Origin of the sequence: Plantactinospora sp. BB1 (assembly GCF_003030385.1) — a bacterium.
GTDB lineage: Bacteria > Actinomycetota > Actinomycetes > Mycobacteriales > Micromonosporaceae > Plantactinospora.
The window spans coordinates 1,506,989-1,529,371 of record NZ_CP028159.1; the positions used below are offsets into that span (position 1 = coordinate 1,506,989).

Below are 22,383 nucleotides of genomic sequence, written 5' to 3' on the forward strand. Positions count from 1 at the left end.
TCATTGCCAGTAGGTTGGGCAGGGTGAGTGGACGGATCCCGATCGAGGACGTGACGCCGTCCGTGGCGGGTGGTCGCTACCCGGCCAAGGCGGTGGTGGGAGAACTGGTCCCGGTGACCGCCCGGTCGTACCGGGAGGGCCACGCGGCGATGGGCTGCCAGGTCGCCTGGCGCGGCCCGGACGGTGTCGAGCGGCCGGTGGTCCGGATGCGCCCCGGCCCGCATGCCGACGACCGGTGGCACGCCACGATCCGCCCGGATGCGGTGGGCGCGTGGAGCTTCACCGTGCAGGCGTTCGAGGACCCCTACCTGACCTGGCGGAACGCCGTCGTCAAGAAGATCGACGCCGGGCAGCGGGTGGCCGACCTCGCCAACGACCTGGCCGAGGGAGCCGACCTGCTGGACCGGGCCGCCGACGGCGTACCGGAGGCGGACCGGGACCGGGTCCTCGGTGCCGCCACGGCGCTGCGGGACGGCGAGCGGCCGCTGCCCGAGCGGGTCTCGCCCGCGCTGGACCTGGCGGACCTGCTCTGGACCCATCCGGTCCGGACGCTGCTGACCGACGCACCGGCCCAGCCGATCTGGGTCGACCGGCGCAGGGCGCTCTTCTCCGCCTGGTACGAGTTCTTCCCGCGCTCCGAGGGGGCGGTGCTGGCCGCCGACGGCCGGCCCGCCCGGTCCGGCACCTTCCGGACCGCCGCCGAACGGCTGCCCGGGGTCGCCGCGATGGGCTTCGACGTGCTCTACCTGCCGCCGATCCACCCGATCGGCCGGGTCAACCGGAAGGGCCGCAACGCCGCCCTGGTCGCCGGGCCCGACGACGTCGGCTCGCCGTGGGCGATCGGCGCGGCCGAGGGCGGTCACGACGCCATCCACCCGGACCTCGGCACGCTCGACGACTTCCGGGCGTTCGTCGCCGCCGCCGAGGAGGTCGGCCTGGAGGTGGCGATGGACCTCGCGCTCCAGGCCGCGCCGGACCACCCGTGGGTGACCGCGCATCCGGAGTGGTTCACCACCCGGGCGGACGGGTCGATCGCGTACGCCGAGAACCCACCGAAGAAGTACGAGGACATCTATCCGATCAACTTCGACAACGATCCGGAGGGGCTCCGGGCCGAGGTGCTGCGGGTGGTGCTGCACTGGGTCGGGCAGGGCGTCCGGATCTTCCGGGTGGACAACCCGCACACCAAGCCGTTCGACTTCTGGCACTGGCTGATCTGGGAGGTCAAGCGGCACGACCCGGACGTGCTCTTCCTGGCCGAGGCGTTCACCCGACCGGCGGTGATGCACGGGCTCGGCAAGATCGGCTTCACCCAGTCCTACACCTACTTCGCCTGGCGGACCAGCCCGGCGGAGCTGCGGGAGTACTGCGAAGAGCTGGTGGCGGCGGCCGACCACATGCGGCCGAACTTCTGGCCGAACACCCCGGACATCCTGCCGGAGCACCTCCAGCACTGCGGGCCGCCGATGTTCAAGATCCGGGCGGTACTGGCCAGCCTCCTCTCGCCCTCCTGGGGGATCTACGCCGGCTACGAACTCTTCGAGCACGTGGCCCGGCCGGGCGCCGAGGAGTACCTCGACAACGAGAAGTTCGAGCTGCGCCCCCGGGACTGGTCGGCGGCCGAGGCGGAGGGCCGGTCCCTGGCCCCGTTCCTGGCCCGGCTCAACGCGATCCGGCGGGCGAATCCGGCGCTGCACTGGCTGCGCAACCTGGTCTTCCACGAGATCGACAACCCGGCGCTGCTCTGCTGGTCGAAACGGGACGAGCAGACCGGCAACACGGTACTGGTGGTCTGCTCGGTCGATCCCGGGCAGGTGCAGTGGGGCAACACCGTGCTGGACATGCCGGCGCTCGGCTTCGACTGGCACGAGCGGTTCACCGTGCACGACGAGCTGACCGGTGCCCGCTACGACTGGGGACAGCACAACGCCGTCCGGCTCGACCCGTTCCTCCTCCCCGCGCACGTCTTCACGGTGCACCGGCACGACGGCCCGCCGGGCGACGCCCCCGAAGCCGGGGCAGAGCCCACCGACGCCACCGCCGGACCGGAGGGGCTGGGATGGACGAGCTGATCACCGGTACGACGCACGACCCGCACGCCCTGCTCGGTGCCCATCCCGACGGCGACGGCACGGTGATCCGTACCCTGCGCCGGGGCGCCGGCACCGTCGAGCTGCTGGTCGGTGCGGAACGGCAGCCGATGCGCCGGGTGCACGACGAGGGGGTCTTCGAGGCGAGGGTCCCCGGCACGGCGCGCGACTACCGGGTGGTGGTGGACGGCGGCGAACCGCGCGACGACCCGTACCGCTTTCCGCCGTCGGTCGGCGAGCTGGACCTGCACCTGATCGCCGAGGGCCGGCACGAGCGGCTCTGGACGGCGCTCGGTGCCCGGCCGGCCGACGGCGGCGGGGTGTCGTTCGCGGTCTGGGCGCCGAACGCCCAGGGGGTCCGGGTGGTCGGCGACTTCACCGGCTGGGGCGCGCACGAGGGCTGGCCGATGCGGTCGCTCGGCAGCAGCGGGGTCTGGGAGATCTTCGTCCCGGAGGCGGCACCCGGGCAGCGGTACAAATACCGGATCCTCTCCCGGGACGGGCAGTGGCGGGACAAGGCGGATCCGCTGGCCCGGCGTACCGAGGTGCCGCCCGCCACCGCCTCCGTGGTGGACCGGTCCGGCTACGAGTGGTCCGACGCCGACTGGCTGGACCGGCGGGCCCGGCGGCAGCCGCACCAGGAGCCGATCAGCGTCTACGAGGTGCACCTCGGCTCGTGGCGGCCGGGTCTGTCCTATCGGGAGCTTGCCGAGCAGCTCACCGCGTACGTGCTCGACCTGGGCTTCACGCACGTGGAGTTCCTGCCGGTCATGGAGCACCCGTTCGGCGGCTCCTGGGGCTACCAGGTGACCGGCTACTACGCCCCGACCGCGCGCTTCGGCGACCCCGACGACTTCCGCTATCTGGTGGACCGGCTGCACGCCGCCGGCATCGGGGTGCTGCTGGACTGGGTACCGGCACACTTCCCCCGCGACGACTGGGCGCTGGCCCGGTTCGACGGCACCCCGCTCTACGAACACCCGGACCCGCGCCGCGGCGAGCACCCGGACTGGGGCACCTACGTCTTCGACTACGGCCGGCCCGAGGTCCGCAACTTCCTGGTGGCGAACGCCCTCTACTGGTGCGAAGAGTTCCATGTGGACGGTCTGCGGGTGGACGCCGTCGCCTCGATGCTCTATCTGGACTACTCCCGCTCCGACGGCGAGTGGCTGCCGAACGAGCACGGCGGCCGGGAGAACCTGGAGGCGATCGCGCTGCTCCAGGAGGTCAACGCGACCGTCTACCGGCAGCATCCGGGTGTGCTGATGGTGGCCGAGGAGTCGACGGCCTGGCCCGGGGTGACCCGGTCGACCGACTCGGCCGGGCTGGGCTTCGGCTTCAAGTGGAACATGGGCTGGATGCACGACACCCTGAGCTATCTCGGCAGGGACCCGATCTACCGGCAGCACCACCACAACGAGCTGACCTTCTCCCTGGTGTACGCCTGGAGCGAGAACTACCTGCTGCCGATCAGCCACGACGAGGTGGTGCACGGCAAGGGGTCGCTGCTCGGCAAGATGCCCGGCGACCAGTGGCGCAAACTGGCCGGGGTACGCGCCCTGCTGGCGTACATGTGGGCGCATCCGGGCAAGCAACTGCTCTTCATGGGCTGCGAACTCGGCGACGACCGGGAGTGGAGCGAGACCCGGGGGCTGGACTGGCGGCTGACCGACGATCCGGGCCGGGCCGGCGTGCAGCGGCTGCTCCGGGACCTGAACCGCGGCTACCGGGACAATCCGGCGCTCTGGTCCCAGGACACCGTGCCGGCCGGCTTCCGGTGGATCGTCTCGGACGACGCCGCCAACAACACCCTGGCGTTCGTCCGGATCGCCGCCGACGGCTCCCCACTGGTCTGCGTGGCGAACTTCGCCGCGCTGCCCCGCGAGGGCTACCGGATCGGACTCCCGCTGGCCGGGCGGTGGTCCGAGATCCTGAACACCGACGCGGACTGCTACGGCGGTTCCGGGGTGGGCAACCTGGGCGCGGTCACCGCCGACGACCAGCCGTGGCACGGCCTGCCCGCCTCGGTGGCGCTGCGGGTGCCGCCGCTCGGCGTCCTCTGGCTCCGCCCGGGCTGAGCACCGGCCGGGCCGGGCCAGCCGCTGAACGCCGGCCGGGGCGGGCAAGCCGCTGAGCAGCGGCCGGGCCGGGCTAGCCGGGAGGTTCCGTGCCGAGGCGGCGTCCGGTGACGAGCAGCGTCAGCAGGGCCAGCGCGGCGAGGGCGGCGGCGGCCAGGAAGACCCCGCTCGTCGAGGTGGCCGCCTCGACCGGCCCGAAGAGCAGTGGCGAACCGAACTGGCTGCCGAAGGTGGCCGTACCGAGCAGTGCGGTCGCCTGCCCGCGTCGACCGGCCGGGGCGTGTTCGGCGGCCAGCACCGTCAGGGCCGGCACGGCCAGTCCCATGCCGAAGCCGAACACGGCGGGTGCGAGCAGCAGCGGGACCGGCGACGTACCGAGTGCGAGGAGTACCAGCGCCACGGTCCAGGCACCGAAGGCGAGCAGCAGCAGTCCGGACCAGCCGAGTCGGGCCCGGACCCGGGCGAACCGGAGCCCGGTCAGGCTCATCACCAGGGAGAGCAGTGCGCCGAAGAGCGCGACCCGGAAGCTGTCCCGGACACCGACCTCGGCGAGGCGCGGCGGCAGGAACACGAGTACCCCGTAGAGCAGTGCGGTGGCGACGGCCTGGAGTGCGTAGATTCCGAGCAGTCGCGGACGCCCTCGCAGCAGCGGCTCGGGCCGGGCGGGCGCGGCGTGGCCGACGGCGCCCGACGCCTCCTCCTTCGCGCCGGTGGTCGATTTCGAGCGGGACGCCGCGACGCTCGACCCCGGCCGGTGTCTGTCCATCGTGGAGAGCATGCGGAGGGCGACCAGACCGAGCGGGACACCGACCAGGTAGACCGCGAACGGCGCGTGCCAGGAGATGGTGCCCAGGGCGCCGCCGAGCAGTGGCCAGAGCACCCCGCCGAGGCTGATCGCGGCGCTTCGCCAGCCCATCATCCGGTCCCGGGCCGCCGCCCCGGCCGCGAGGTCGAGCAGGCCGAGGGTGCTGCCGGTGAAGACGGCGGCGGCGCCGATCCCGAAGACCAGGCGGCTGGCGACCAGCGCCAGGTAGTCGTCGAGCAGCAGGCCGGCGCCGCCGGCCAGCCCGTAGAGGACGAGTCCGGCGCCGAGCGGTCCGGAGACGCCCCACCGGTCGACCGCCCGGCCGACCAGGGGGCCGACGAGGGCCAGCGAGAGCCCGTGCGCGGTCAACACCAGCCCGGCCGCACCGGCGCTGACCCCGAGGTCCGCGCGGAGCAGTTCGACCACCGGCGCCAGTACCGCTCCGGCCAGCACGGTGAGGGTGGAGGCGAGCAGGAGTATCCAGAGTGGACCCCTAGGCGGGACGGGAGGCCGGTCGGTGCTGCCGCGCGCGATCCGGTGCCGGGTGGCCGTCCCGGCGGGTTCCGAGGTGGCGGGTTCCGGAGTGGCGGGTTCCGGAGTGGCGGTCATCTGCACAGGATCGAATGTCTAGCTTGGTTGAGGTCAACCCCGGGCGGACCGCCGTCGGAGTCGACCCCCCGAAACAATAGATAGACGTGTGACAATGTCCATCGGTGGCCGGACGGGCGGAGTCGACGTCCCGACCGGCGACCGGCGCCTCCCGCGCGCACGTGCGTACGTGCGTACGAGGCTCTCCGGCCGCCGCGACCCGCGACCGACCGCCACCGAGGCAGGTACCGCCACCCGCACCGTCCATCCACTCAGGAGGTACGCCATGCCGCGACCGATCCGCCGGTCGGCGGTCGTACTCGCCGCCGCCCTGCTCACCCTCACCGCCCTGGCCGGCCCCGCCCGGGCCGGCACCGACACCGACCTCGCCCCGCAACAGTTCACCGCCGACAGCGGCGACAGTTGCCGGTACGGTCTCGCCGAAGGAACCCTGGAATTCCTTCCGGTCTCCGCACCCCCCGGGCTCGGCTCGGTGACCGTCACCGGCACCGTCGCCGACCGCCCCTACGAGCGCGATCCCGGCCCGATCTGCCGGGACGACGGCCTCTTCAGCTTCGTCACCTTCTACGCGTACGGCAACGGCCGCCTCATCGCCGAGGGCACGACGAAGGTGGACAACGACATCACGAAGTACAGCTTCCAGCTCGGTCCCCGAGAGCCCGGCAGCGGTGTCGACACCCTGGTCGTCCAGGTCTGCCGGGCCGCGACGACGAACGCACCGACCCCGCTGCCGACGCCGGCCGGCTACTGCGGAACACCGCAGGTCTACTCGCTGCACTGGAGCTGACCGCCGAGCGGCGCCGATCCGCCGGACAGTCTCCTGGTCCATCGATGACGGCCCGTCCCGGGGGCGTCGTCCCACCAGCCGGACGACGCCCCCGAGGCGACCGTCGCGCCCGCCGGGGCCGGCCGCCGGACGGGGACAACTCCTGACCGATCGCGCGGGTCGGATTCGGCGGAAACTCCGGTAGGTTCTCGCCATGACCGTGCTGCAAGATCTTGTTGCCGCGCTCGCCACCGGCCGGGTCGAGGTCGTGGACCTCACCGCCCCGCTCTCGGCGCAGACGCCGATCCTCACCCTCCCCGAACCGTTCGGCCAGACCGTCCCGTTCGCGCTCCGCGAGATCAGCCGCTACGACGAGCGCGGCCCGGCCTGGTACTGGAACAACTTCACCACCGGCGAGCACACCGGTACGCACTTCGACGCGCCGGTGCACTGGGTCAGCGGCCAGCACGGCGACGACGTCTCGCAGGTGCCGCCGAGCCGGCTGATCGCCCCGGCGGTGGTGCTCGACCACACCGCCGAAGCCGCCGCCGACCCCGACTTCCTGCTGGAGGTGGAACACATCCGGGCCTGGGAGGCGGAGCACGGTCCGCTGCCGGCCGGCGGCTGGCTGCTCTACCGGACCGGCTGGGACGCGTACGGTGACGACGCGGCGCGGTACGCCAACGCCGGCCGTACCCCGGGAATCTCCCCCGCCTGCGCGAAGTGGCTCGCCGAGGAGTCCCCGGTGCAGGGCGTCGGGGTCGAGACGGTGGGGACCGACGCCGGGGCGGCGCACTCGTTCGACCCCCCGTTCCCCTGCCACTCGTTCCTGCTCGGCGCGGACAAGTACGGTCTCACCCAGCTCCGCAACGTGGCGCAGCTTCCGCCGACGGGTGCGGTACTGGTCGCCGGGCCGCTGCCGATCGTGCAGGGCTCCGGCAGCCCGTGCCGGGTACTCGCCCTGGTCGAGCGGTAGCGGGTCGAGCGGTAGCGGGTCGAGCGGTAGCGGGCGGCGGGACGCGACGGATGCGGGCGACGGGACGGGGGTGACGGGCATGCGGGTCGCCGAGGTGGTCGGACGGGTGCTCGCCGCGCACGGGGTACGGCACGTCTTCGGGGTGGTCGGCAGCGGCAACTTCCACGTGACCAACGCGCTGGTCGCCGGGGGTGCCCGGTTCGTCGCCGCCGCGCACGAGGGCGGCGCGGCGAGCATGGCGGACGGCTACGCGCGCACCTCGGGCGAGGTCGGGGTGCTCTCGGTGCACCAGGGGCCGGGGGTCACCAACGCGCTGACCGGGATCGTCGAGGCGGCCAAGAGCCGGACCGCGATGCTGGTGCTGGCGCCGGAGGCGACCGAGCCACGGTCCAATTTCTTCATCGACCTACCGCACACCGCCACCGCGCTCGACATCCACTACCAACGGGTACGCCCGGAGCACGTCGAGGTGGACGTCAGCCACGCCTACCGGCGGGCGGCCTCGGGCACGACGGTGCTGCTGGGGCTGCCGCTGGACGTGCAGGCCCAGGAGGTGGCGCCGTGGACCGGCCCGGTCGAGCGGGGTAACGCCCGTGCCGACTGGGTACCCGACGTCGAGCCGCTGGTCCGGGCCCTGGTCGCCGCCCGGCGGCCGGTCTTCGTCGCCGGCCGGGGTGCCCGGGGTGCCCGGGAGCCGCTGACCCGGCTGGCCGACGAGTGCGCCGCGCTGCTGGCGGTCTCGGCCGCCGCCAAGGGACTCTTCGCCGGAGATCCGTGGTATCTCGACGTCTCGGGCGGCTTCGCCACCCCGCTCGCCGCCGAACTGATCGGCGAGGCCGACCTGGTGGTCGCCTGGGGCAGCACGCTGAACATGTGGACGACCCGGCACGGCCGGCTGATCTCGCCGTCGGCCACCGTGGTCCAGGTCGACGAGCTGCCGGTCGGCGCCACCCTGAATCCCCGGGTCGACCGGCACGTCAGCGGCGACGTGGCCCGGGTCGCCCGTTACGCGCTGCGCTGGCTGGAGCGGGAGCCGGGCATCGGCCGGCCGGTCGGCACCCAGCGCACCCCGGAGCTGCGTCGGCGCATCGCCACCGAGGGGCGCTGGCGGGACGTGTCCTATCTGGACGAGAGCGTCGACGGCCACGTCGACCCGCGTACCCTGACCATCGCCCTGGACGACCTGCTGCCGGCCGAGCGGACCGTGGTGGTCGACTCCGGCAACTTCATGGGCTACCCGTCGATGTTCCTCTCCGTACCGGACGTGGTCGGGTTCTGCTTCACCCAGGCGTTCCAGTCCGTCGGGTTGGGGCTGGCCAGTGCGCTCGGTGCCGCCGTGGCCCGACCGGACCGGCTCACCGTGGCGGCGCTCGGCGACGGCGGGTTCGCGATGTCGGCGGTCGAACTCGTCACCGCGACCCGGCTCGGGCTGCCCCTGCTGGTGGTGGTCTACGACGACGCGGCGTACGGCGCCGAGGTGCACCACTTCGGCCCGGACGGCCACCCGCTGGACCTGGTCCGGTTCCCCGACACCGACCTCGCCTCGATCGCCCGGGGGTACGGCTGCGCCGCGCTGACGGTACGCGGAATCGACGACCTCGCCCCGGTACGGGACTGGCTGGCCGGCCCCCGCGACCGGCCGCTGGTGGTCGACGCGAAGATCACCAGCGAGCGCGGTGCGTGGTGGCTGGAGGAGGCGTTCCGCGGCCACTGACCCGGAGGACCCCCGCGCGACCACTGTCACCGATCACCGCCGTCCGGTCAGGCGCCCGGAAACCGGCCGATCGCCCGGTCCGGAATGATCAGCCGATCCGGAGTGGTCAGCCGATCCGGAATGGTCAGCCGACCCGGAGTGGTCAGCCCGGGTCCGGGATGGTGACGGTGCCGTCGAGGTAGCGGCGGTAAGCGCCGCGCAGGCGTACCCGGTCGGCGTCCACCGCGCAGTGCACCGTGCCGCCCCGGGCGGAGAGCTGCCGGGCGGTCAGGGTGGCCCGGCCGAGCCGTTCCGCCCAGTACGGCGCGATCTGGCTGTGCGCGGAACCGGTCACCGGGTCCTCGAAGGCACCCGCACCGGCGCCGAACCACCGGCTGACGAAGTCGACGCCGTCGGTGTCGCCGGGGGCGGTGACGATCGCGCCGCGTACCGGCAGCCGGGCCAGGGTGGTGAAGTCCGCCGTGACCGCCCGGACCTCGGCGGCGCTGCGGAGCACGTAGACCAGGTCGGTGTCCCGGAACCGGTGCTCCGGCTCGATGCCGAGTGCGGTCACGGCGGCGGCGTCGACCTCGTCGCCGTCCGGTACGGCCCGCAGCCGTCCGGCCGGGAAGTCCAGTTCCAGTTCGCCACTGCGGTCGGCCCGCCGCACCGGGAGCCAGCCGCTGCGGGTCCAGAAGAGCAGGCGTGACGCGTCCGGGTGCACGTCGTCGAAGAGTTGCCCGGCGGTGGCCAGGGTCGCGTGTCCGCAGAGGTCCACCTCGACCGCCGGGGTGAACCAGCGCAGGTGGTAGGCGGGGTCGTCGCCGGGTGGCGGGTCGGCGTCGGCCGGCAGCGCGGCGGTGTAGAAGGCGGTCTCGGAGAGGTTGTTCTCCTTGGCGAGGGCCTGTAGGACGCTGTCCGGCAGCCAGCCGGGCAGGGGCATCACGGCCGCCGGGTTTCCCTGGAACACCCGGTCGGCGAAGGCGTCGAGCTGGATCAGGCGGAGCCGCATCGCCCCTGTCTACCAGTACCGGGCCGGGTCGTCGGTCGCGGTGGCCGGGTCGACTCCGGTGTCGGGCCGGTAGGGTCGTCCGGACCGATCTCCGGATCTACGTTAGACTTGAGTTATATAAGTGAGCGCTGAAAGGATGGCGGCGTGCACGCGTTCGACGTTCTCGGCGATCCCGTCCGGCGGCGGATCCTGGAACTGCTCGCCGACGGCGAGCGGTCGGCGGGCGAGGTCAGCGCGGTCGTCCAGGAGGAGTTCGGGATCTCCCAGCCGGGCGTCTCGCAACACCTGCGGGTGCTCCGGGAGAACGGGTTCACCACCGTACGCGCCGCCGGCACCCGGCGGCTCTACGCGGTGGACCCGACCCCGCTCCAGGAGATCGACCGCTGGCTGGAACGCTACCGGGGCTTCTGGACCCAGCGGCTGGACGCCCTCGGCACCGAGATCACCCGGGGCAGGCGCGAACGCCGCCGGGCGGAGGAGTCACCCCGGGAAGGCTGAGACCCGGCCGACTCAGACCAGGTTCGCCTCCCGCAGCAGGCGCCACAGTCCGGCACCGTCCGGCGCGCAGAACCAGCGCTCCCCCAGCAGCCCGGCCGCCGGGGTACCGGCGTCGGCACCGCCGGCCGGGGCCGGGAAGCCACCGGCCAGCACCGCCTGGGTCGGGGAGAGCCGCCGGATCAGCACCCCGGCCACGTTGTCCGGGTGCTCGGCGGCGAACTCGGCGTAGATCTCCTGGTCGTGCTGCCCGTCGTCGCCGATCAGCAGCCACCGGATCTCCGGGAACTCCCGGACCAGCCGGGCCAGGGTGGCCCGCTTGTGCTCCCGCCCGCTGCGGAACCAGCGGTCCGCCGTCGGGCCCCAGTTGGTCAACAGCAGCGGGCCGGCCGGATAGAGGTGCCGGGACAGGAACCGGGTCAGCGTCGGCGCCACGTTCCAGGCACCGGTGGAGAGGTAGAGCACCGGGGCGCCGGGATGCGCGTTGACGAGACGCTCGTAGAGCACCGCCATTCCGGGTACCGCCATCCGGGCGTGCTCGTCGAGCACGAAGGTGTTCCAGGCGGCCAGCAGCGGCCGGGGCAGCGCGGTCACCATCACCGTGTCGTCGATGTCGGAGAGGACCCCGATCCGCAGCGCCGGGTCGACGATCCGGACCGGTGCGTCGACCGGCTCGGCGCCGGGACTGACCAGCCGCACGCTCTGCCAGCCGGGCGCCAGGTCGGCCTCGACGACGAGATCGATGAAGCCGCTCCGGTCGGACCGGGCCTCGTGCCGGCGGCCACCGGCCTCGATCAGCACCGGCGCGTTCTGCACCGGCAGGGTGGCGAAACTACGCCAGCCGCGCACCTTCTCCGGCCGGCGGCGAGGGCCGGGACGCAGCCGGGTCAGCAGTACCCGGCCCAGCACCCGGATCCAGCCCGGAGCGCCGTAACCGGCGTACGGGATGATCGTGGCATCCCACCCGCCCTGTCCCAGGCGGCGCTCGATGAACTGGTGCACCGCGTCCTCGATCCGGGCCGCACGGTGCAGCCGGGGCGCGGGCGCCGGGCCGGCGGGTATCAGCGACACCTAGCCACCCTGCCACAGCGCACCCGGTCCGGCTACGAGACAGATCAACTAACCCGCCGGGAAGCTTCCCGGACCGGGCTCCCGGACCGGCCCCGCGGACCGGGTGGAACCGGTGCGACCTGCGCCGATCCGGGCCTCTGGCGCTGGGCACCGTGCGAGACTTCGAGGCGGGACGGCGACGGGGGCGCGGGGGTGTCGGTGGCGGTGCCGCGCGCGGCGCGGCGGTGGCGAGCACTCGACCGGCCGGGCGCGGTGGCGCTCGGCCTCGGCCTGCTCGGCCTGGGCTACCGGCTCGCGCTGATCCTGCTCACCGTGCCCGGCTCCAACAGCGACGAGGCCACCTTCGGGCTCGCCGCGCTGCACATCGCCGACGGCCGCGAACTGCCGGTCTTCCTCTACGGCCAGCACTACATGGGTACCGTGCAGAGCTACCTCGCGGCGCCGCTCTTCCTGCTCTTCGGCGCCGGCTGGATCCCGCTGCGGATCCCCCTGCTCTTCCTCTACGCCGCCTTCGGCTACCTGGCGTACCGGCTCACCCGGCGGCTCTACTCCCCCTGGCTGGCCACCTTCACCGTCGGGATACTCGCGCTCGGCGGCGAACGGGTGATCCGGGACCAGATCACCGCCGTCGGCGGCCGGCCGGAGGTCAAGCCCGCCGTGCTGGGCCTGCTGCTGATCGCGCTCGCCCTCGGCCGGCGACGGGACCGGGGACGACTCCGGACCCTCGGGCTCTTCGGGCTCTTCGGGCTGGTCACCGGGCTCTGCGTCTGGGACGACTGGCTGGTCCTGCCGTACCTGGTGGTCGCCTTCGGCGTCCTGCTGGTCGGCTGTTGGCGGGACCTGCTCGGGCCGGCCGGCGCCGTACTGGTCGCCGGGTTCCTGCTCGGGGTCGCGCCGCTGCTGGTGGACAACCTCACCGCGCCTGCCGGCCAGGACTCGATCTCGGTACTGCGACAGGTCAGCGAGGGCGAGGCGGAGGCGACCCCGGGTACCGCCCGGCTGCACGGCGCGCTGCTGGTCGGCATCCCGCTCGCCACCGGACTCTGCCGCCCGGAGGGCTGCGACGCCGTGGAGATGTCCTGGGGCGGGCTCTACCTGGCGCTGCTGCTCGCCGCCGGGGCACTGGCGGTGGTCGGACTCGTCCGGGCCGGTGCCAGTACCCCGGCCCGGGTGGGCTACGCCGCGCAGCTCGCCCTGGTGCTCGGCGCCGCGCTCACCGTGGCGGCGTACGCCCGCAGCTCGCTCGCCGGCAGCGCACCGCTGGCCAGCGCCCGGTACCTGTCGATCCTGCAGATATCCCTGCCCGCCGTACTCTGGCCGCTCTGGCTCGTCGCCCGCCGGGCCGGGCAGCTCGCCGCCGGCCCGCTGACCCGGCTCGCCGGGATCGTCGGCACCGCCCTGCTCGCCCTGCTGGTGGTGCTGCTGCTCGGCACCACCGGACACCTGCTGGGCGAGATCGGCACGATCCGGGCCGAGGAGGGACAGCAGCGGCAACTCGCCCGCACCCTGGAACGGGCCGGGGTCAGCGCCGTCTACGCCGAGTACTGGACCTGCAACCGGTTGGTGTTCGTCACCCGGGAACGGGTCGCCTGTGCGGTGCTCGGCGAGGACCTGCGGCCGGGGCAGGACCGCTATCCGGCGTACCCGAGGCGGGTCCGCGCCGCCGACCGGCCGGCCTTCGTCTTCGAGGCCGGCGCGCCCGCGGACGCCGCGTTCCAGGCCCACCTGCGCCGCTCGGGCGTGCCGGCCCGGGTCACCCGGGTCGGGCGGCACATCGTCTACCTGCCGGAGTCGACCCTGCGTCCCCCGGGCTGACCGGCCGGACGACTCCCGTATCCTGCGAAGCCGTGACTCAAGCGATGAACGAGCCTCCCGCCCTCCCCGACACGGTCTTCGTGCACCCATCGGCCGAGGTCGACGAGGGTGCGCGGATCGGCGACGGCAGCAAGGTCTGGCATCTCGCCCACGTCCGCTCCACCGCCCGGGTGGGCGCGAACTGTGTGATCGGCCGGAACGTCTACGTGGACGCGAACGTCGTGGTCGGCGACCTGGTCAAGATCCAGAACAACGTCTCCGTGTACCAGGGCGTGACGATCGAGGACGAGGTCTTCGTCGGCCCCTGCGCGGTGTTCACCAACGACCTCCGGCCACGGGCCCAGAACCCGGACTGGCAGATCACCCCGACCGTGGTCCGCAGGGGCGCCTCGATCGGTGCCAACGCCACCATCATCTGCGGGATCGAGATCGGCGAGTACGCGATGATCGCCGCCGGCTCGGTGGTGACCAAGGACGTCAAGCCGCACCAGCTGGTGGCCGGCAACCCGGCCCGCCCGCTCGGCTGGGTGGACGTCAAGGGCCAGGTCGTCTCCCGGGACCGGGAGAACCCGCCGCCGGACCTGTAGTCCTCCGGGTGGGATACCACCGAGTCATCGTGACGACCCGGTGGTATCCCGCCCGCCGGGCATACCGGTCCGGTGGCGGCTCCGCCCGATCAGCTCTCGTCGTCCGCCCAGGCCAGCGAGGTGGTGACCGGCAGCTTCGGGTGCCGGCGGGCGAGCTTCCAACCGATGGTCACGCCGTCGACCCCGGAGACCACCACCCGACGGGTACGCCCGAGGTCGAGCTTCGGCACCGCCTGGCGCCGGGCGATCCGCCACAGCACCAGCGGGCGGACCACCTGGTAGCCCCGGTTGAACACCTTCTGGTGGAAGGCACCCGCCGCCCGGTTGTGCGCCCACTGCGCGACCGCCACGGTCAGCTCCGGCCGGAGCGCCGACATCCGCCGGGTCCGGCTCCGGGCCACCGAAAGGATCTTGCCGGGCGCCTTGCGGAGCAGCAACCGCTCGGCCCGGAGCAGCGGGCGGCGCTCCTCGTGCCCGGCCAGCGGGTGGATCCGGACGCTGTGCCCCAGCCCCACCCGGTTCGCCGCGCCCGGGTCGGCGGTGATCAGGTCGACCTGCATGCCCCGGGCCACCACCGAGTGGGTGAAGGCCTTGCTCCGGCGTACGTTGCCGGCGCTGATCGCCACCACGACCACCCGGTCGGCGTCCCCGGGGACCGGTCCCGGGAGCTGCCCCGAGCGGCTCCCGGCCGGCGCCGGCACCCCGGCACCGACGGGCTCCGCGAGGGGTGCCGAGGCCGGGAGCGGCTCCTGATCCAGGCCGTGGTGCCGGCGCAGCGCCGCCGCGACCGCCTGGCGGCCGTACCGGGCCAGCACGGCGGTACGGGCCGCTGCCGGGTTGAGCGTGCCGAGCCGTTCGCGCAGTTCCCGGAAGCCCTCGACGACCACCTTCGGATCGTTGGTCAGGTCGACCAGGAGGCCGGCGGCCGGCTCGACACCGCCGAGGACGTCCTCCGCACCCGGGCTGCGGGTGGCGAAGACCGGCAGTCCGGTGACGACGGCCGCCGCGACGACCGTGCTGAAGGTGTCGTGCCGGCCCAGGTGCACCAGCAGGTCGTGCCCGTGCAGCAGCGCCGGGTACTCCTCCGCCGGCACGGCGGGACGGAGGGTTACCCTGCCGGCGATGTCCAGGTCGCGGGCGCGCGCCCGGACGGTCCCGGCCATCGCACCGGCGCCGACCACGGTGAGGGTCGCCTCCGGCTCCGCGCCGACGCTGCGGGCGAAGCCGGCCAGCAGGGCCCGGACGGCCCGCTCGTCCGGCAGCTCCCCGACGTGCAGCCAGCGGAGCAGGTTGCCCGGCGGGGTCGGCCGGAGCGGGAACCGGTCCGGGTCCACCGGGTAGGGCAGCACGTGCAGCTTCTCCGCGTACTGCGGGAACTGGGCGGCGACCAGGTCCCGCAGTTGCGGGTTGACGCAGAGCAGCGCCGCCACCCGGCCGAGCAGCTCGGCGTAGAGCTTCTTCGCGGCGGGCTGGGCGAGCAGCTCGGAGAGGCGTTCCGACTGCTCGGAGACGACCACCCGGGCATCCGGCCGGGCCAGCCGGACGGCCGGCAGCCCACCGGCGAGCCCGCCGTACGCGTGCACCAGCGGAGCCTCGATCCGCCCGGTGGGCAGCGCGGCCCCCAGCGCCCGCAGGTTCGCCTCGGCCTGCTCGGCGAAGGCCCGGGACTGGACCGGGTTCGGCACCGCGACCCGGGTCAGCTCACCCCGGGGCGCGTCCGTCACCACCGGCAGGCTCCACTTCGGACCGAACCGCTCGACCACCACGTCGATGTGCGGCGCGGCCGCCGACTGCGGCGGGTACGGCCACTCCTCGGTGTGCAGCACCGAGATCCGCTCGACCGAGGGATCGACCGCGTCCAGTGCCGACGGAACGAACTCCGAGTCGGGGTCCTCGGGCGAGGGGTACCAGGGGGTGACCACCGCGAGGTCGGTGAGCCCGGTACGCCGCTCCGGCTCCTCGGCCGGCTCAAGCCGGACGGCCAGCTCGGGGCGGCGGCGCAGCGCGGCCCAGGCCACCGGCAGCGCCTGCGGGTCGCCGGCCACCAGCAGGTCGACCTCGCGCAGCGGACCGTTCCGGCCGAGCAGCAGCCGGCGGGCCGCCCGCAGCGCCGCACGTGGTTCGGTCGCGCCGAGCCTGCGCACGGTGACCCCGGGCGGGGGCTCCAGCTTCTTCCACTGTGGATGGTTCGGCACCACCAGCGTGACCCGGGCGCCGCCCTCGACCAGCCGGTCGACGTGCCAGCGCGCGGCCCGGACCCGCTCGGTGCCGAGCGCCAGATAGAGGACGTTCGAGTAGGCCATCGTCACCGGGCCCCTTCCGCGAGCCGGCGCAGCCGGGCCTCCCACGGCCCGAGCGTCGCCGCCCGGGTGTACGTCTCCGCGTGCCGGACCGCCGCCTCGTGCGTCGCGGCGTCGAGATCCCGGGCGGCCTTGGCGGCGGCGATCAGCGACTGGGCCACACTCTCGGCGTCCAGCCGCTTGCCGGCGAACCACAGTGGATAGCCGGAGAGCACCTCGGTGGCGGCGATCTCCGGAATGTGCACCGAGACCACCGGCTTGCCGGTCGCCATGTACTCGAAGACCTTGCCGGAGGTCACGTACCTCGCACCCGGTACGCAGAAGACCAGCACGTCGGTCCGGCCGTACACCCCGGCGGCCTCGGTCTTGCCGAACGGGCCGCTGTACCGCACACCCAGATCCGACTCCTCCTCGATCCGCGCCTTCAGCGGCGCGATGTTGTGCGGGAAGAAGCCGAGGTGCCCGTGCACCTCCAGGGTGGCGGTGGCGAGCAGCGGATGCGCCTTCGCCAGCCGCCAGCCGGCGAAGAGCACGTCCAGCGGCATGTGGTTGGTGACCGTACCCAGATAGCCGAAGCGCAGCGGCTGCTCCGGATCCGGCGCCCGGAAGGTCGCCCGGCCGAGGATCTCCGGCTCCCAGCCGTTCGGCACCACCTTCATCCGGTCGGCGGCGAACGGATAGCGCTCGGCGTGCCACTGCCGCATGCCGTCGTTGACGAAGACGCTCTCCGCCGCGTGCCGCAGCACCCGCGCCTCCCAGCGCATCATCGTGCTGCCCTCGGGGAAGATCAGCTCCTCGGTGAACTGGTTGAAGGTCCAGGCGTCCCGATAGTCGACGACGTACGGGATCCGGAGCATCCGGCCCAGCGCCCACGCCGCCACGAAGGAGACGAACGGGTTGCCGGTGGCCAGCACCAGGTCGTAGCGGCGTCGCAGGTGCCGCTTCAGCGCGGTGCGGAGCAGGCCGGGCAGCCAGCCGAGGTAGTGCTCGGGAAAGATCTTCTGCTGCCCGGCCTGGTAGATCCGCTCGCTGACGTTCGGGAACATCCCCCGGAAGAAGCCGAACTTACGGACGTCGGTCTCCCAGTGGTGCACACCGAGCCTGACCCGCTCGACCCGCACCCGCGGGTCGACGGTCGCCTCCAGCGTCTCGTCGCTGGCCCCGCCGAGGTGGTCGGCGAAGAACTCCCGGGGCGCGGTGAAGACGGTCACGTCCCAACCGTCCTCGGCCAGCCGGTTGGCGGTGGCCCGGGCCCGGAAGACCCCGCTGGCCCGGCTCGGCGGAAAGTAGAACGACAGATAGAGGACCCGGGGAGGCCGAGAACGTCCCCGGGCGGACGGCGTGGCGATGGCGAGTCACTCCTGTCGGACAGCGGCGGGGACGCCGGGGACGGATACCGGTCTCAGCCGCCGATGACGATCCGGCGTACGTTCGGCCAGCGGGCCGGGTCGGTCACCCGGCGGCCGTCGACGACCACCCGTACGCCGGGCAGGTCGGTCTCGGCCAGGGTGCGGTACTCGGCGTGGTCGGCCTGCACCACCACGGCCTCGACCCGCTCGCCCTGGTAGGCGGGCAGCCCGAGCGCGGTCAGCTCCTCGGCGGTGTACATCGGGTCGGAGACGTACGGCCGGGCGCCCCGGGCGCGCAGCGCCTCGACGGTCGGGAAGACCCCGGAGAACGCCGTCTCCTTGACCCCGCCCCGGTACGCCGCACCGAGCACCAGCACCTCGACGTCGGTCAGGTCGCCCCAGGCGGCGGCGAGCAGCTCGACGGCGTAGTCCGGCATCCCGGCGTTGGCCTCCCGGGCCGCCCGGACGACGGTCGCGGACGGGTCGTTCCAGAGGTACATCCGGGGGTAGACCGGGATGCAGTGCCCGCCGACAGCGATGCCCGGCGAGTGGATGTGGCTGTACGGCTGGGTGTTGCAGGCCTCGATGACCTTGATGACGTCGACCCCGACGCCGTCGGCGAACCGGGCGAACTGGTTCGCCAGCCCGATGTTGACGTCCCGGTAGGTCGTCTCGGCGAGCTTGGCCAGCTCGGACGCCTCGGCCGAGCCGAGGTCCCAGACCCCGTTCGGGCGGGACAGGTCGGGGCGCTCGTCGAAGTCGAGTACCGCCTCGTAGAACTCGACGCCGCGCTTGGCCGACGCCTCGTCCACCCCGCCGACCAGCTTCGGGTAGCGGCGCAGGTCGGCGAAGACCCGGCCGGTCAGCACCCGCTCGGGGCTGAAGACCAGGGTGAAGTCGGTGCCGACCTTCAGCCCCGAGCCCTGCTCCAGCATCGGCGCCCAGCGGTTGCGGGTGGTGCCGACCGGCAGGGTGGTCTCGTAGCTGACCAGGGTGCCCGGCTTGAGCCCGGCCGCGATCGCCCGGGTGGCGTCGTCCATCCAGCCGAAGTCCGGCGTCCCCTCGGCGTCGACGAAGAGCGGCACCACCACGACCACGGCCTCGGACTCGGCGACCGCCGACGCGGTGTCGGTGGTCGCGGAGAGCCGACCGGCCGCCACCGCCTCCTTGAGCTTGACGTCCAGGTCGGCCTCGCCGGGGAACGGCACCGCGCCGTCGTTGACGAGCTTCACGACCCGCTCGGAGACGTCGGCACCGATCACCGTGTGTCCCTTGTCGGCGAACTGCACGGCCAGCGGCAGGCCGATCTTCCCCAGAGCGACAACGCAGATTTTCATGCCTTCTACTTTCCTCCCTTGGGCAACCTGCGCCGTAGCTGGGCCATGACCCGGCGGGGCGTGACAGGTGCTATTGCGATCACAAGTTGCCCACGGTGACTCGTGGTGGGCGTGATGACGAAGAACCGGACCCCGCGCCGGAAGACCATGCGGGGTGCGGTGGGCCGGGTCGGCATCCGCAGCGGGCTCGAACCGGTGGTGCCGAACGCGGTCAACTGGCTCCGGACCGTGCAGAGGGTGCCGCCGACCCCGACCCCGGCGAGCAACTGGTCCACCCGGAACCGGGCCTTCACCGTGGTGCCGTCGGCGTCCCGGGTGGTCTCCAGGGTGCTGCCGACCACGTCACCGGCGGCCAGCCCGATCGGGCCGGAGGTGAGGCTGGCCAGGTTGCGCCGCGGCGTGTGCGCGGTGACGGTCAGGCCCCGGCTGCCGTCCGGGCCGGTCTCCCAGGCCAGGTCGACCGCGTCCATCCGGGCGAGCCAGTCGGCCGCGGTGTCCGAGACGTCGAACCAGCGGTCCGGCATCTCCAGCCGGGCGTCCCGGAAGCCGGGATAACCGGCGTACCAGCGGTCGCCGTCGACGATCGTCGGCGGTACGCCCTCCTCGGCGTCCTGCCGGATCACCGCGAGCAGGTCGTCGACGGTGCCGCGCTGGGCGGTGGAGATCCGCAGCCGTGCCTCGATCTCCAGCCGGTCCCGGATGTCGTCGGTGAGATAGCGGTCCGCCAGCGTACGGATGCCGGCCACCAGCCGCTCCTGCGCCGCCCGGTCGAGCCCGAGGAAGTCGTCCTCCAGCAGCCGGGCGATCTCCCAGGCGAAGTGCCGGATCAGCACCGCGTCCCGCTGCTTGCCCGGCTCGATCAGCCGGGCCACGAACTCCACCAACTGCTCGGCGCAGCGCAGCCGCTCCTCGTGCCGGGAGCGATAGGTGATGTTGTGCGCGTTGAGCCGGCGTACGGCGTGGTAGAAGCGGTAGTCGGCGAGTACGGAGATCCGGTTCGCCCGGTAGCACGCCTCCAGGGTGAACGGCTGGTCGCTGCCGACCGGCATGTCCTCCGGATAGCGCAGCCCGTGCCGCTCGATCAGCTCCCGCCGGAAGAGCTTGGTGTTCGACAGCGCCCAGGGCAGCGCCGAGTCGAAGAGGTCGAGGTCGGTCTCGTTGCGGGCGAAGACCGCCTGGTGGATGTTGCGGCTGTTGACCCCCACCGTCTTGCCGAGCACCACGTCCGAGCCGTACTCGTCGGCGGCGGCCACCAGCCGCTCCAGCGCCTCGTCGCCGAGGTAGTCGTCGGCGCCGATGAAGAAGACGTAGCGACCCGTGGCCAGCTCCAGGCCCCGGTTGCTCGGCGCGGCCGGGCCACCCGAGTTCGCCTGGTGGACCACCTTCACCGTCTCCGGATGGAGCTTGGCGAAGCGGTCGAGTTCCCGGCCGCTGCCGTCGGTGGAGCCGTCGTCCACCGCGACGATCTCCATCCGGTCCCGGCCGATGCTCTGCCGGAGCAGGGAGTTCAGGCACTTCGTGAGGTAGGGCATGGTGTTGTAGACCGCCACCACCACGCTGACGTCGGGGGTACCCATCAGACCACCGCCGTCCTCACGCCGGCAGCCCGACGGCCGGCCGGGAGTCGCCGCCCGGGGCACCGGCCAGCGGCTCCGGCGTCGGCGAGCCGACCCCGGCGCGGGCCGAACCGGGCAGCAGCCGGGTGTAGACCTCGTCGAGGGTCCCGGCCTGCGCCTCCCAGGTCCAGCTCTCCAGCAGGCCGGGCCGGTCGTACGCGGCCCGGTAGCGCGCCGGGTCGGCGAGTACGGCCTGCACGGCCCGGACGTAGTCGGCCACGTCCTCGGCCCGGAACACCTCACCCTGCCCGGTCGACCGGACCGTCTCGGCCATCGTCTTCACGTCGCTGACGACGATCGGCAGCCGGGCGTGCGAGTACTCGAAGAACTTGGTGATCAGCGCGATCTCGTGGTTGGGCCAGTGGTGGATCGGGATCACCCCGACGTCGGCGCCGGAGAGGAACGGCACCACCTGCCAGTGCGCCACGTACGGCAGCACGTGCACCCGGTCGGTCACCCCGAGCCGGGCGGCCCGGCGCAGCACCTCCTGCATCTGCGGGCCGGCCGGCTTGTTCACCACCAGCGCGACGTGCACCCCGGGCAGCTTCGGCAGCGCCGCCACGGTGATGTCGATGCCGCGCTGGCTGCTCGCCGCGCCGCTGTAGACCAGCAGCGGCACCTCCGGCCCGACCCCGCAGAGCCGGCGGATCTCCGGCTGCGGCTCGTCGACCCCGGTCGGCCGGTCACCGACGGCCGGCGCGTTGAAGACCACGGCCGGACGCTCGGTCAGGCCGTGCTGCCCGCGCAGCAGGTCGCCGAGCGCCTCGGAGACGGTCACCACGGCGTCGGCGTACGGGGCGTACTCCCGCTCGTGCCCGACGTTCGCCGGCAGCCAGCGGGCGTTGTCCCGCCACGGCTTGAGGCCGGGCAGGAACTCGTGGGCGTCCCAGACCAGCTTGATCGTCCGCCCGGCGGCCTGTGCCCTGATCTTGGCTCGGGCGGCCACCCCGAGCATCCGGAAGTCGTTGGCGTGGATCAGGTCCGGCGCCAGTTCGTCGACGACCGGCCCGTACGCGAGCTCCCAGTCCCAGAGTCCCGGTTCGAGCCGGCGCCACGCCCCGTCGCCGCGCATCCGCTGCCAGAACCAGGTGTAGGTGCGGTCCCACGGGTTGCGGAACCGGCGACCGTGCTGCGCCCGGGTGAGCTGCCAGTAGCGGAACGAGACCCAGCGGCGGCGCAGCTGGGCCGCCAGCAGCCGCAGCCGGAGCAGCCGCTGCCCGAGCGGGTCGGGACGGCCGGAGCGGGCCGCCAGGGTGAGCTGCGCCGCGCGGAACCGCAGGTCGGCCTGGCGGGCCTTGGCCGCCTGGGCCCGCCACGGCGCGATGCCGTTCGGCGGATAGGCGAGCGGCCAGCGCAACCAGGCGCGCCGGTAGTCGTGGCGGCGCCGGGCGAGCGGATCCGGCATCGGCAGCAGCCGGACCTCGGCGTCGCCGAGCCGCCAGCTCTGCGGCTGCCCGTGCGGGGACCGGCCGAGCAGGATCACCTCCCAGCCGGCGGCGGCGGCCGAACGGGCCGCCTTCTGCACCCGGGAGTCACCGTTCACCCCGTTGTCGACCAGCATCACCACGCGCCCACGCGCGCTCCGCGCCTCGGCGGCGCCGTCGAACTCCATGACTGTGTCTTCGCTGCCCTTCCGGTCGGGGCTTTCCAGAGGACTCCGGCGAGTGTACGGCAATCCCGGCCATGGTTGCCGATCGTGACCGTCGACCCGTATCGATCATCATCGGCACCGCGACGGCAACCGGCCGGAGGGGTGATCCCGCAGGTGGCGCCGGTGCGGGCCG

The 22,383-nt window shown here is 73.3% G+C and carries 16 protein-coding genes; 8 read left to right on the top strand and 8 right to left on the bottom strand.

Annotated features, from left to right (window positions below; translation table 11 throughout):
• Nucleotides 1-23 precede the first annotated feature (23 nt).
• Complete coding sequence (locus C6W10_RS06355; RefSeq protein ID WP_107257238.1) at nt 24-2,072, top strand: alpha-1,4-glucan--maltose-1-phosphate maltosyltransferase; 2,049 nt, start codon at nt 24-26, stop codon at nt 2,070-2,072.
• Nucleotides 2,060-4,168, top strand: coding sequence for a 1,4-alpha-glucan branching protein GlgB (gene glgB / locus C6W10_RS06360; protein WP_107257239.1), 2,109 nt, complete (start codon nt 2,060-2,062; stop codon nt 4,166-4,168). The genes C6W10_RS06355 and glgB overlap by 13 nt, the downstream gene beginning before the upstream one ends.
• A gap of 73 nt (nt 4,169-4,241) precedes the next feature.
• Here glgB and C6W10_RS06365 read toward each other — a convergent pair whose 3' ends face one another.
• Nucleotides 4,242-5,582, bottom strand: a complete 1,341-nt coding sequence (locus C6W10_RS06365) for an MFS transporter (protein ID WP_107263715.1) — start codon at nt 5,580-5,582, stop codon at nt 4,242-4,244.
• Between the two features lie 265 nt (nt 5,583-5,847).
• On the opposite strand from C6W10_RS06365, the gene C6W10_RS06370 reads away from it, so the two are divergent.
• The 3 genes from C6W10_RS06370 to C6W10_RS06380 all read left to right on the top strand — a co-directional run bounded on the left by C6W10_RS06370 (nt 5,848) and on the right by C6W10_RS06380 (nt 9,038).
• Nucleotides 5,848-6,369: a hypothetical protein gene (locus C6W10_RS06370; RefSeq protein ID WP_159104489.1), complete on the top strand. Its 522-nt coding sequence runs from the start codon at nt 5,848-5,850 to the stop codon at nt 6,367-6,369.
• Between the two features lie 193 nt (nt 6,370-6,562).
• Entirely contained in the window at nt 6,563-7,324 is a 762-nt protein-coding gene (locus tag C6W10_RS06375) for a cyclase family protein (protein WP_107257241.1), read from the top strand.
• 79 nt (nt 7,325-7,403) lie between these two features.
• Nucleotides 7,404-9,038: a thiamine pyrophosphate-binding protein gene (locus C6W10_RS06380; protein WP_107257242.1), complete on the top strand. Its 1,635-nt coding sequence runs from the start codon at nt 7,404-7,406 to the stop codon at nt 9,036-9,038.
• Between the two features lie 142 nt (nt 9,039-9,180).
• On the opposite strand, the gene C6W10_RS06385 is transcribed toward C6W10_RS06380, so the two are convergent.
• Nucleotides 9,181-10,029: a PhzF family phenazine biosynthesis protein gene (locus C6W10_RS06385; RefSeq protein WP_107257243.1), complete on the bottom strand. Its 849-nt coding sequence runs from the start codon at nt 10,027-10,029 to the stop codon at nt 9,181-9,183.
• 144 nt (nt 10,030-10,173) lie between these two features.
• Between C6W10_RS06385 and C6W10_RS06390 the strand changes: the two genes are divergently transcribed.
• Entirely contained in the window at nt 10,174-10,527 is a 354-nt protein-coding gene (locus tag C6W10_RS06390; RefSeq protein ID WP_107257244.1) for a helix-turn-helix transcriptional regulator, read from the top strand.
• Between the two features lie 12 nt (nt 10,528-10,539).
• Here C6W10_RS06390 and C6W10_RS06395 read toward each other — a convergent pair whose 3' ends face one another.
• The gene (locus C6W10_RS06395; RefSeq protein ID WP_369930663.1) at nt 10,540-11,595 is read right to left on the bottom strand and encodes an App1 family protein; all 1,056 of its coding nucleotides are present in this window, start codon (nt 11,593-11,595) and stop codon (nt 10,540-10,542) included.
• 192 nt (nt 11,596-11,787) lie between these two features.
• On the opposite strand from C6W10_RS06395, the gene C6W10_RS06400 reads away from it, so the two are divergent.
• Both C6W10_RS06400 and C6W10_RS06405 read left to right on the top strand, forming a co-directional pair.
• Complete coding sequence (locus tag C6W10_RS06400) at nt 11,788-13,410, top strand: hypothetical protein (RefSeq protein WP_107257245.1); 1,623 nt, start codon at nt 11,788-11,790, stop codon at nt 13,408-13,410.
• 44 nt (nt 13,411-13,454) lie between these two features.
• The gene (locus tag C6W10_RS06405) at nt 13,455-13,997 is read left to right on the top strand and encodes an acyltransferase (RefSeq protein WP_107257246.1); all 543 of its coding nucleotides are present in this window, start codon (nt 13,455-13,457) and stop codon (nt 13,995-13,997) included.
• A gap of 89 nt (nt 13,998-14,086) precedes the next feature.
• On the opposite strand, the gene C6W10_RS06410 is transcribed toward C6W10_RS06405, so the two are convergent.
• From C6W10_RS06410 to C6W10_RS06430, 5 genes are read right to left on the bottom strand one after another with little or no spacing between them, the layout of a single operon-like run.
• Nucleotides 14,087-16,300: a glycosyltransferase gene (locus C6W10_RS06410; protein ID WP_107257247.1), complete on the bottom strand. Its 2,214-nt coding sequence runs from the start codon at nt 16,298-16,300 to the stop codon at nt 14,087-14,089.
• Between the two features lie 2 nt (nt 16,301-16,302).
• Nucleotides 16,303-17,646 carry a glycosyltransferase gene (locus C6W10_RS06415; RefSeq protein ID WP_107257248.1) on the bottom strand — a complete coding sequence of 448 codons (1,344 nt, stop codon included), beginning with the start codon at nt 17,644-17,646 and terminating at the stop codon, nt 16,303-16,305.
• Between the two features lie 53 nt (nt 17,647-17,699).
• Complete coding sequence (locus C6W10_RS06420) at nt 17,700-18,983, bottom strand: nucleotide sugar dehydrogenase (RefSeq protein ID WP_107257249.1); 1,284 nt, start codon at nt 18,981-18,983, stop codon at nt 17,700-17,702.
• Between the two features lie 5 nt (nt 18,984-18,988).
• Nucleotides 18,989-20,560 carry a glycosyltransferase gene (locus tag C6W10_RS06425; protein WP_107263717.1) on the bottom strand — a complete coding sequence of 524 codons (1,572 nt, stop codon included), beginning with the start codon at nt 20,558-20,560 and terminating at the stop codon, nt 18,989-18,991.
• A 16-nt stretch (nt 20,561-20,576) separates the two neighbouring features.
• On the bottom strand, nt 20,577-22,211 hold the full coding sequence (locus C6W10_RS06430; protein WP_369937968.1) for a glycosyltransferase family 4 protein: 1,635 nt from the start codon (nt 22,209-22,211) through the stop codon (nt 20,577-20,579).
• Nucleotides 22,212-22,383 lie beyond the last annotated feature (172 nt).

Excerpts from the sequence above, each read along its gene's own strand:
- C6W10_RS06420 (WP_107257249.1), bottom strand. The coding sequence starts at position 18,983 with ATGAAAATCTGCGTTGTCGCTCTGGGGAAGATCGGCCTGCCGCTGGCC.
- glgB (WP_107257239.1), top strand. The coding sequence starts at position 2,060 with ATGGACGAGCTGATCACCGGTACGACGCACGACCCGCACGCCCTGCTC.
- C6W10_RS06405 (WP_107257246.1), top strand. The coding sequence starts at position 13,455 with ATGAACGAGCCTCCCGCCCTCCCCGACACGGTCTTCGTGCACCCATCG.
- C6W10_RS06365 (WP_107263715.1), bottom strand. The coding sequence starts at position 5,582 with ATGACCGCCACTCCGGAACCCGCCACTCCGGAACCCGCCACCTCGGAA.
- C6W10_RS06410 (WP_107257247.1), bottom strand. The coding sequence starts at position 16,300 with ATGGCCTACTCGAACGTCCTCTATCTGGCGCTCGGCACCGAGCGGGTC.
- C6W10_RS06430 (WP_369937968.1), bottom strand. The coding sequence starts at position 22,211 with ATGGAGTTCGACGGCGCCGCCGAGGCGCGGAGCGCGCGTGGGCGCGTG.
- C6W10_RS06370 (WP_159104489.1), top strand. The coding sequence starts at position 5,848 with ATGCCGCGACCGATCCGCCGGTCGGCGGTCGTACTCGCCGCCGCCCTG.
- C6W10_RS06380 (WP_107257242.1), top strand. The coding sequence starts at position 7,404 with ATGCGGGTCGCCGAGGTGGTCGGACGGGTGCTCGCCGCGCACGGGGTA.
- C6W10_RS06375 (WP_107257241.1), top strand. The coding sequence starts at position 6,563 with ATGACCGTGCTGCAAGATCTTGTTGCCGCGCTCGCCACCGGCCGGGTC.
- C6W10_RS06385 (WP_107257243.1), bottom strand. The coding sequence starts at position 10,029 with ATGCGGCTCCGCCTGATCCAGCTCGACGCCTTCGCCGACCGGGTGTTC.
- C6W10_RS06425 (WP_107263717.1), bottom strand. The coding sequence starts at position 20,560 with ATGGGTACCCCCGACGTCAGCGTGGTGGTGGCGGTCTACAACACCATG.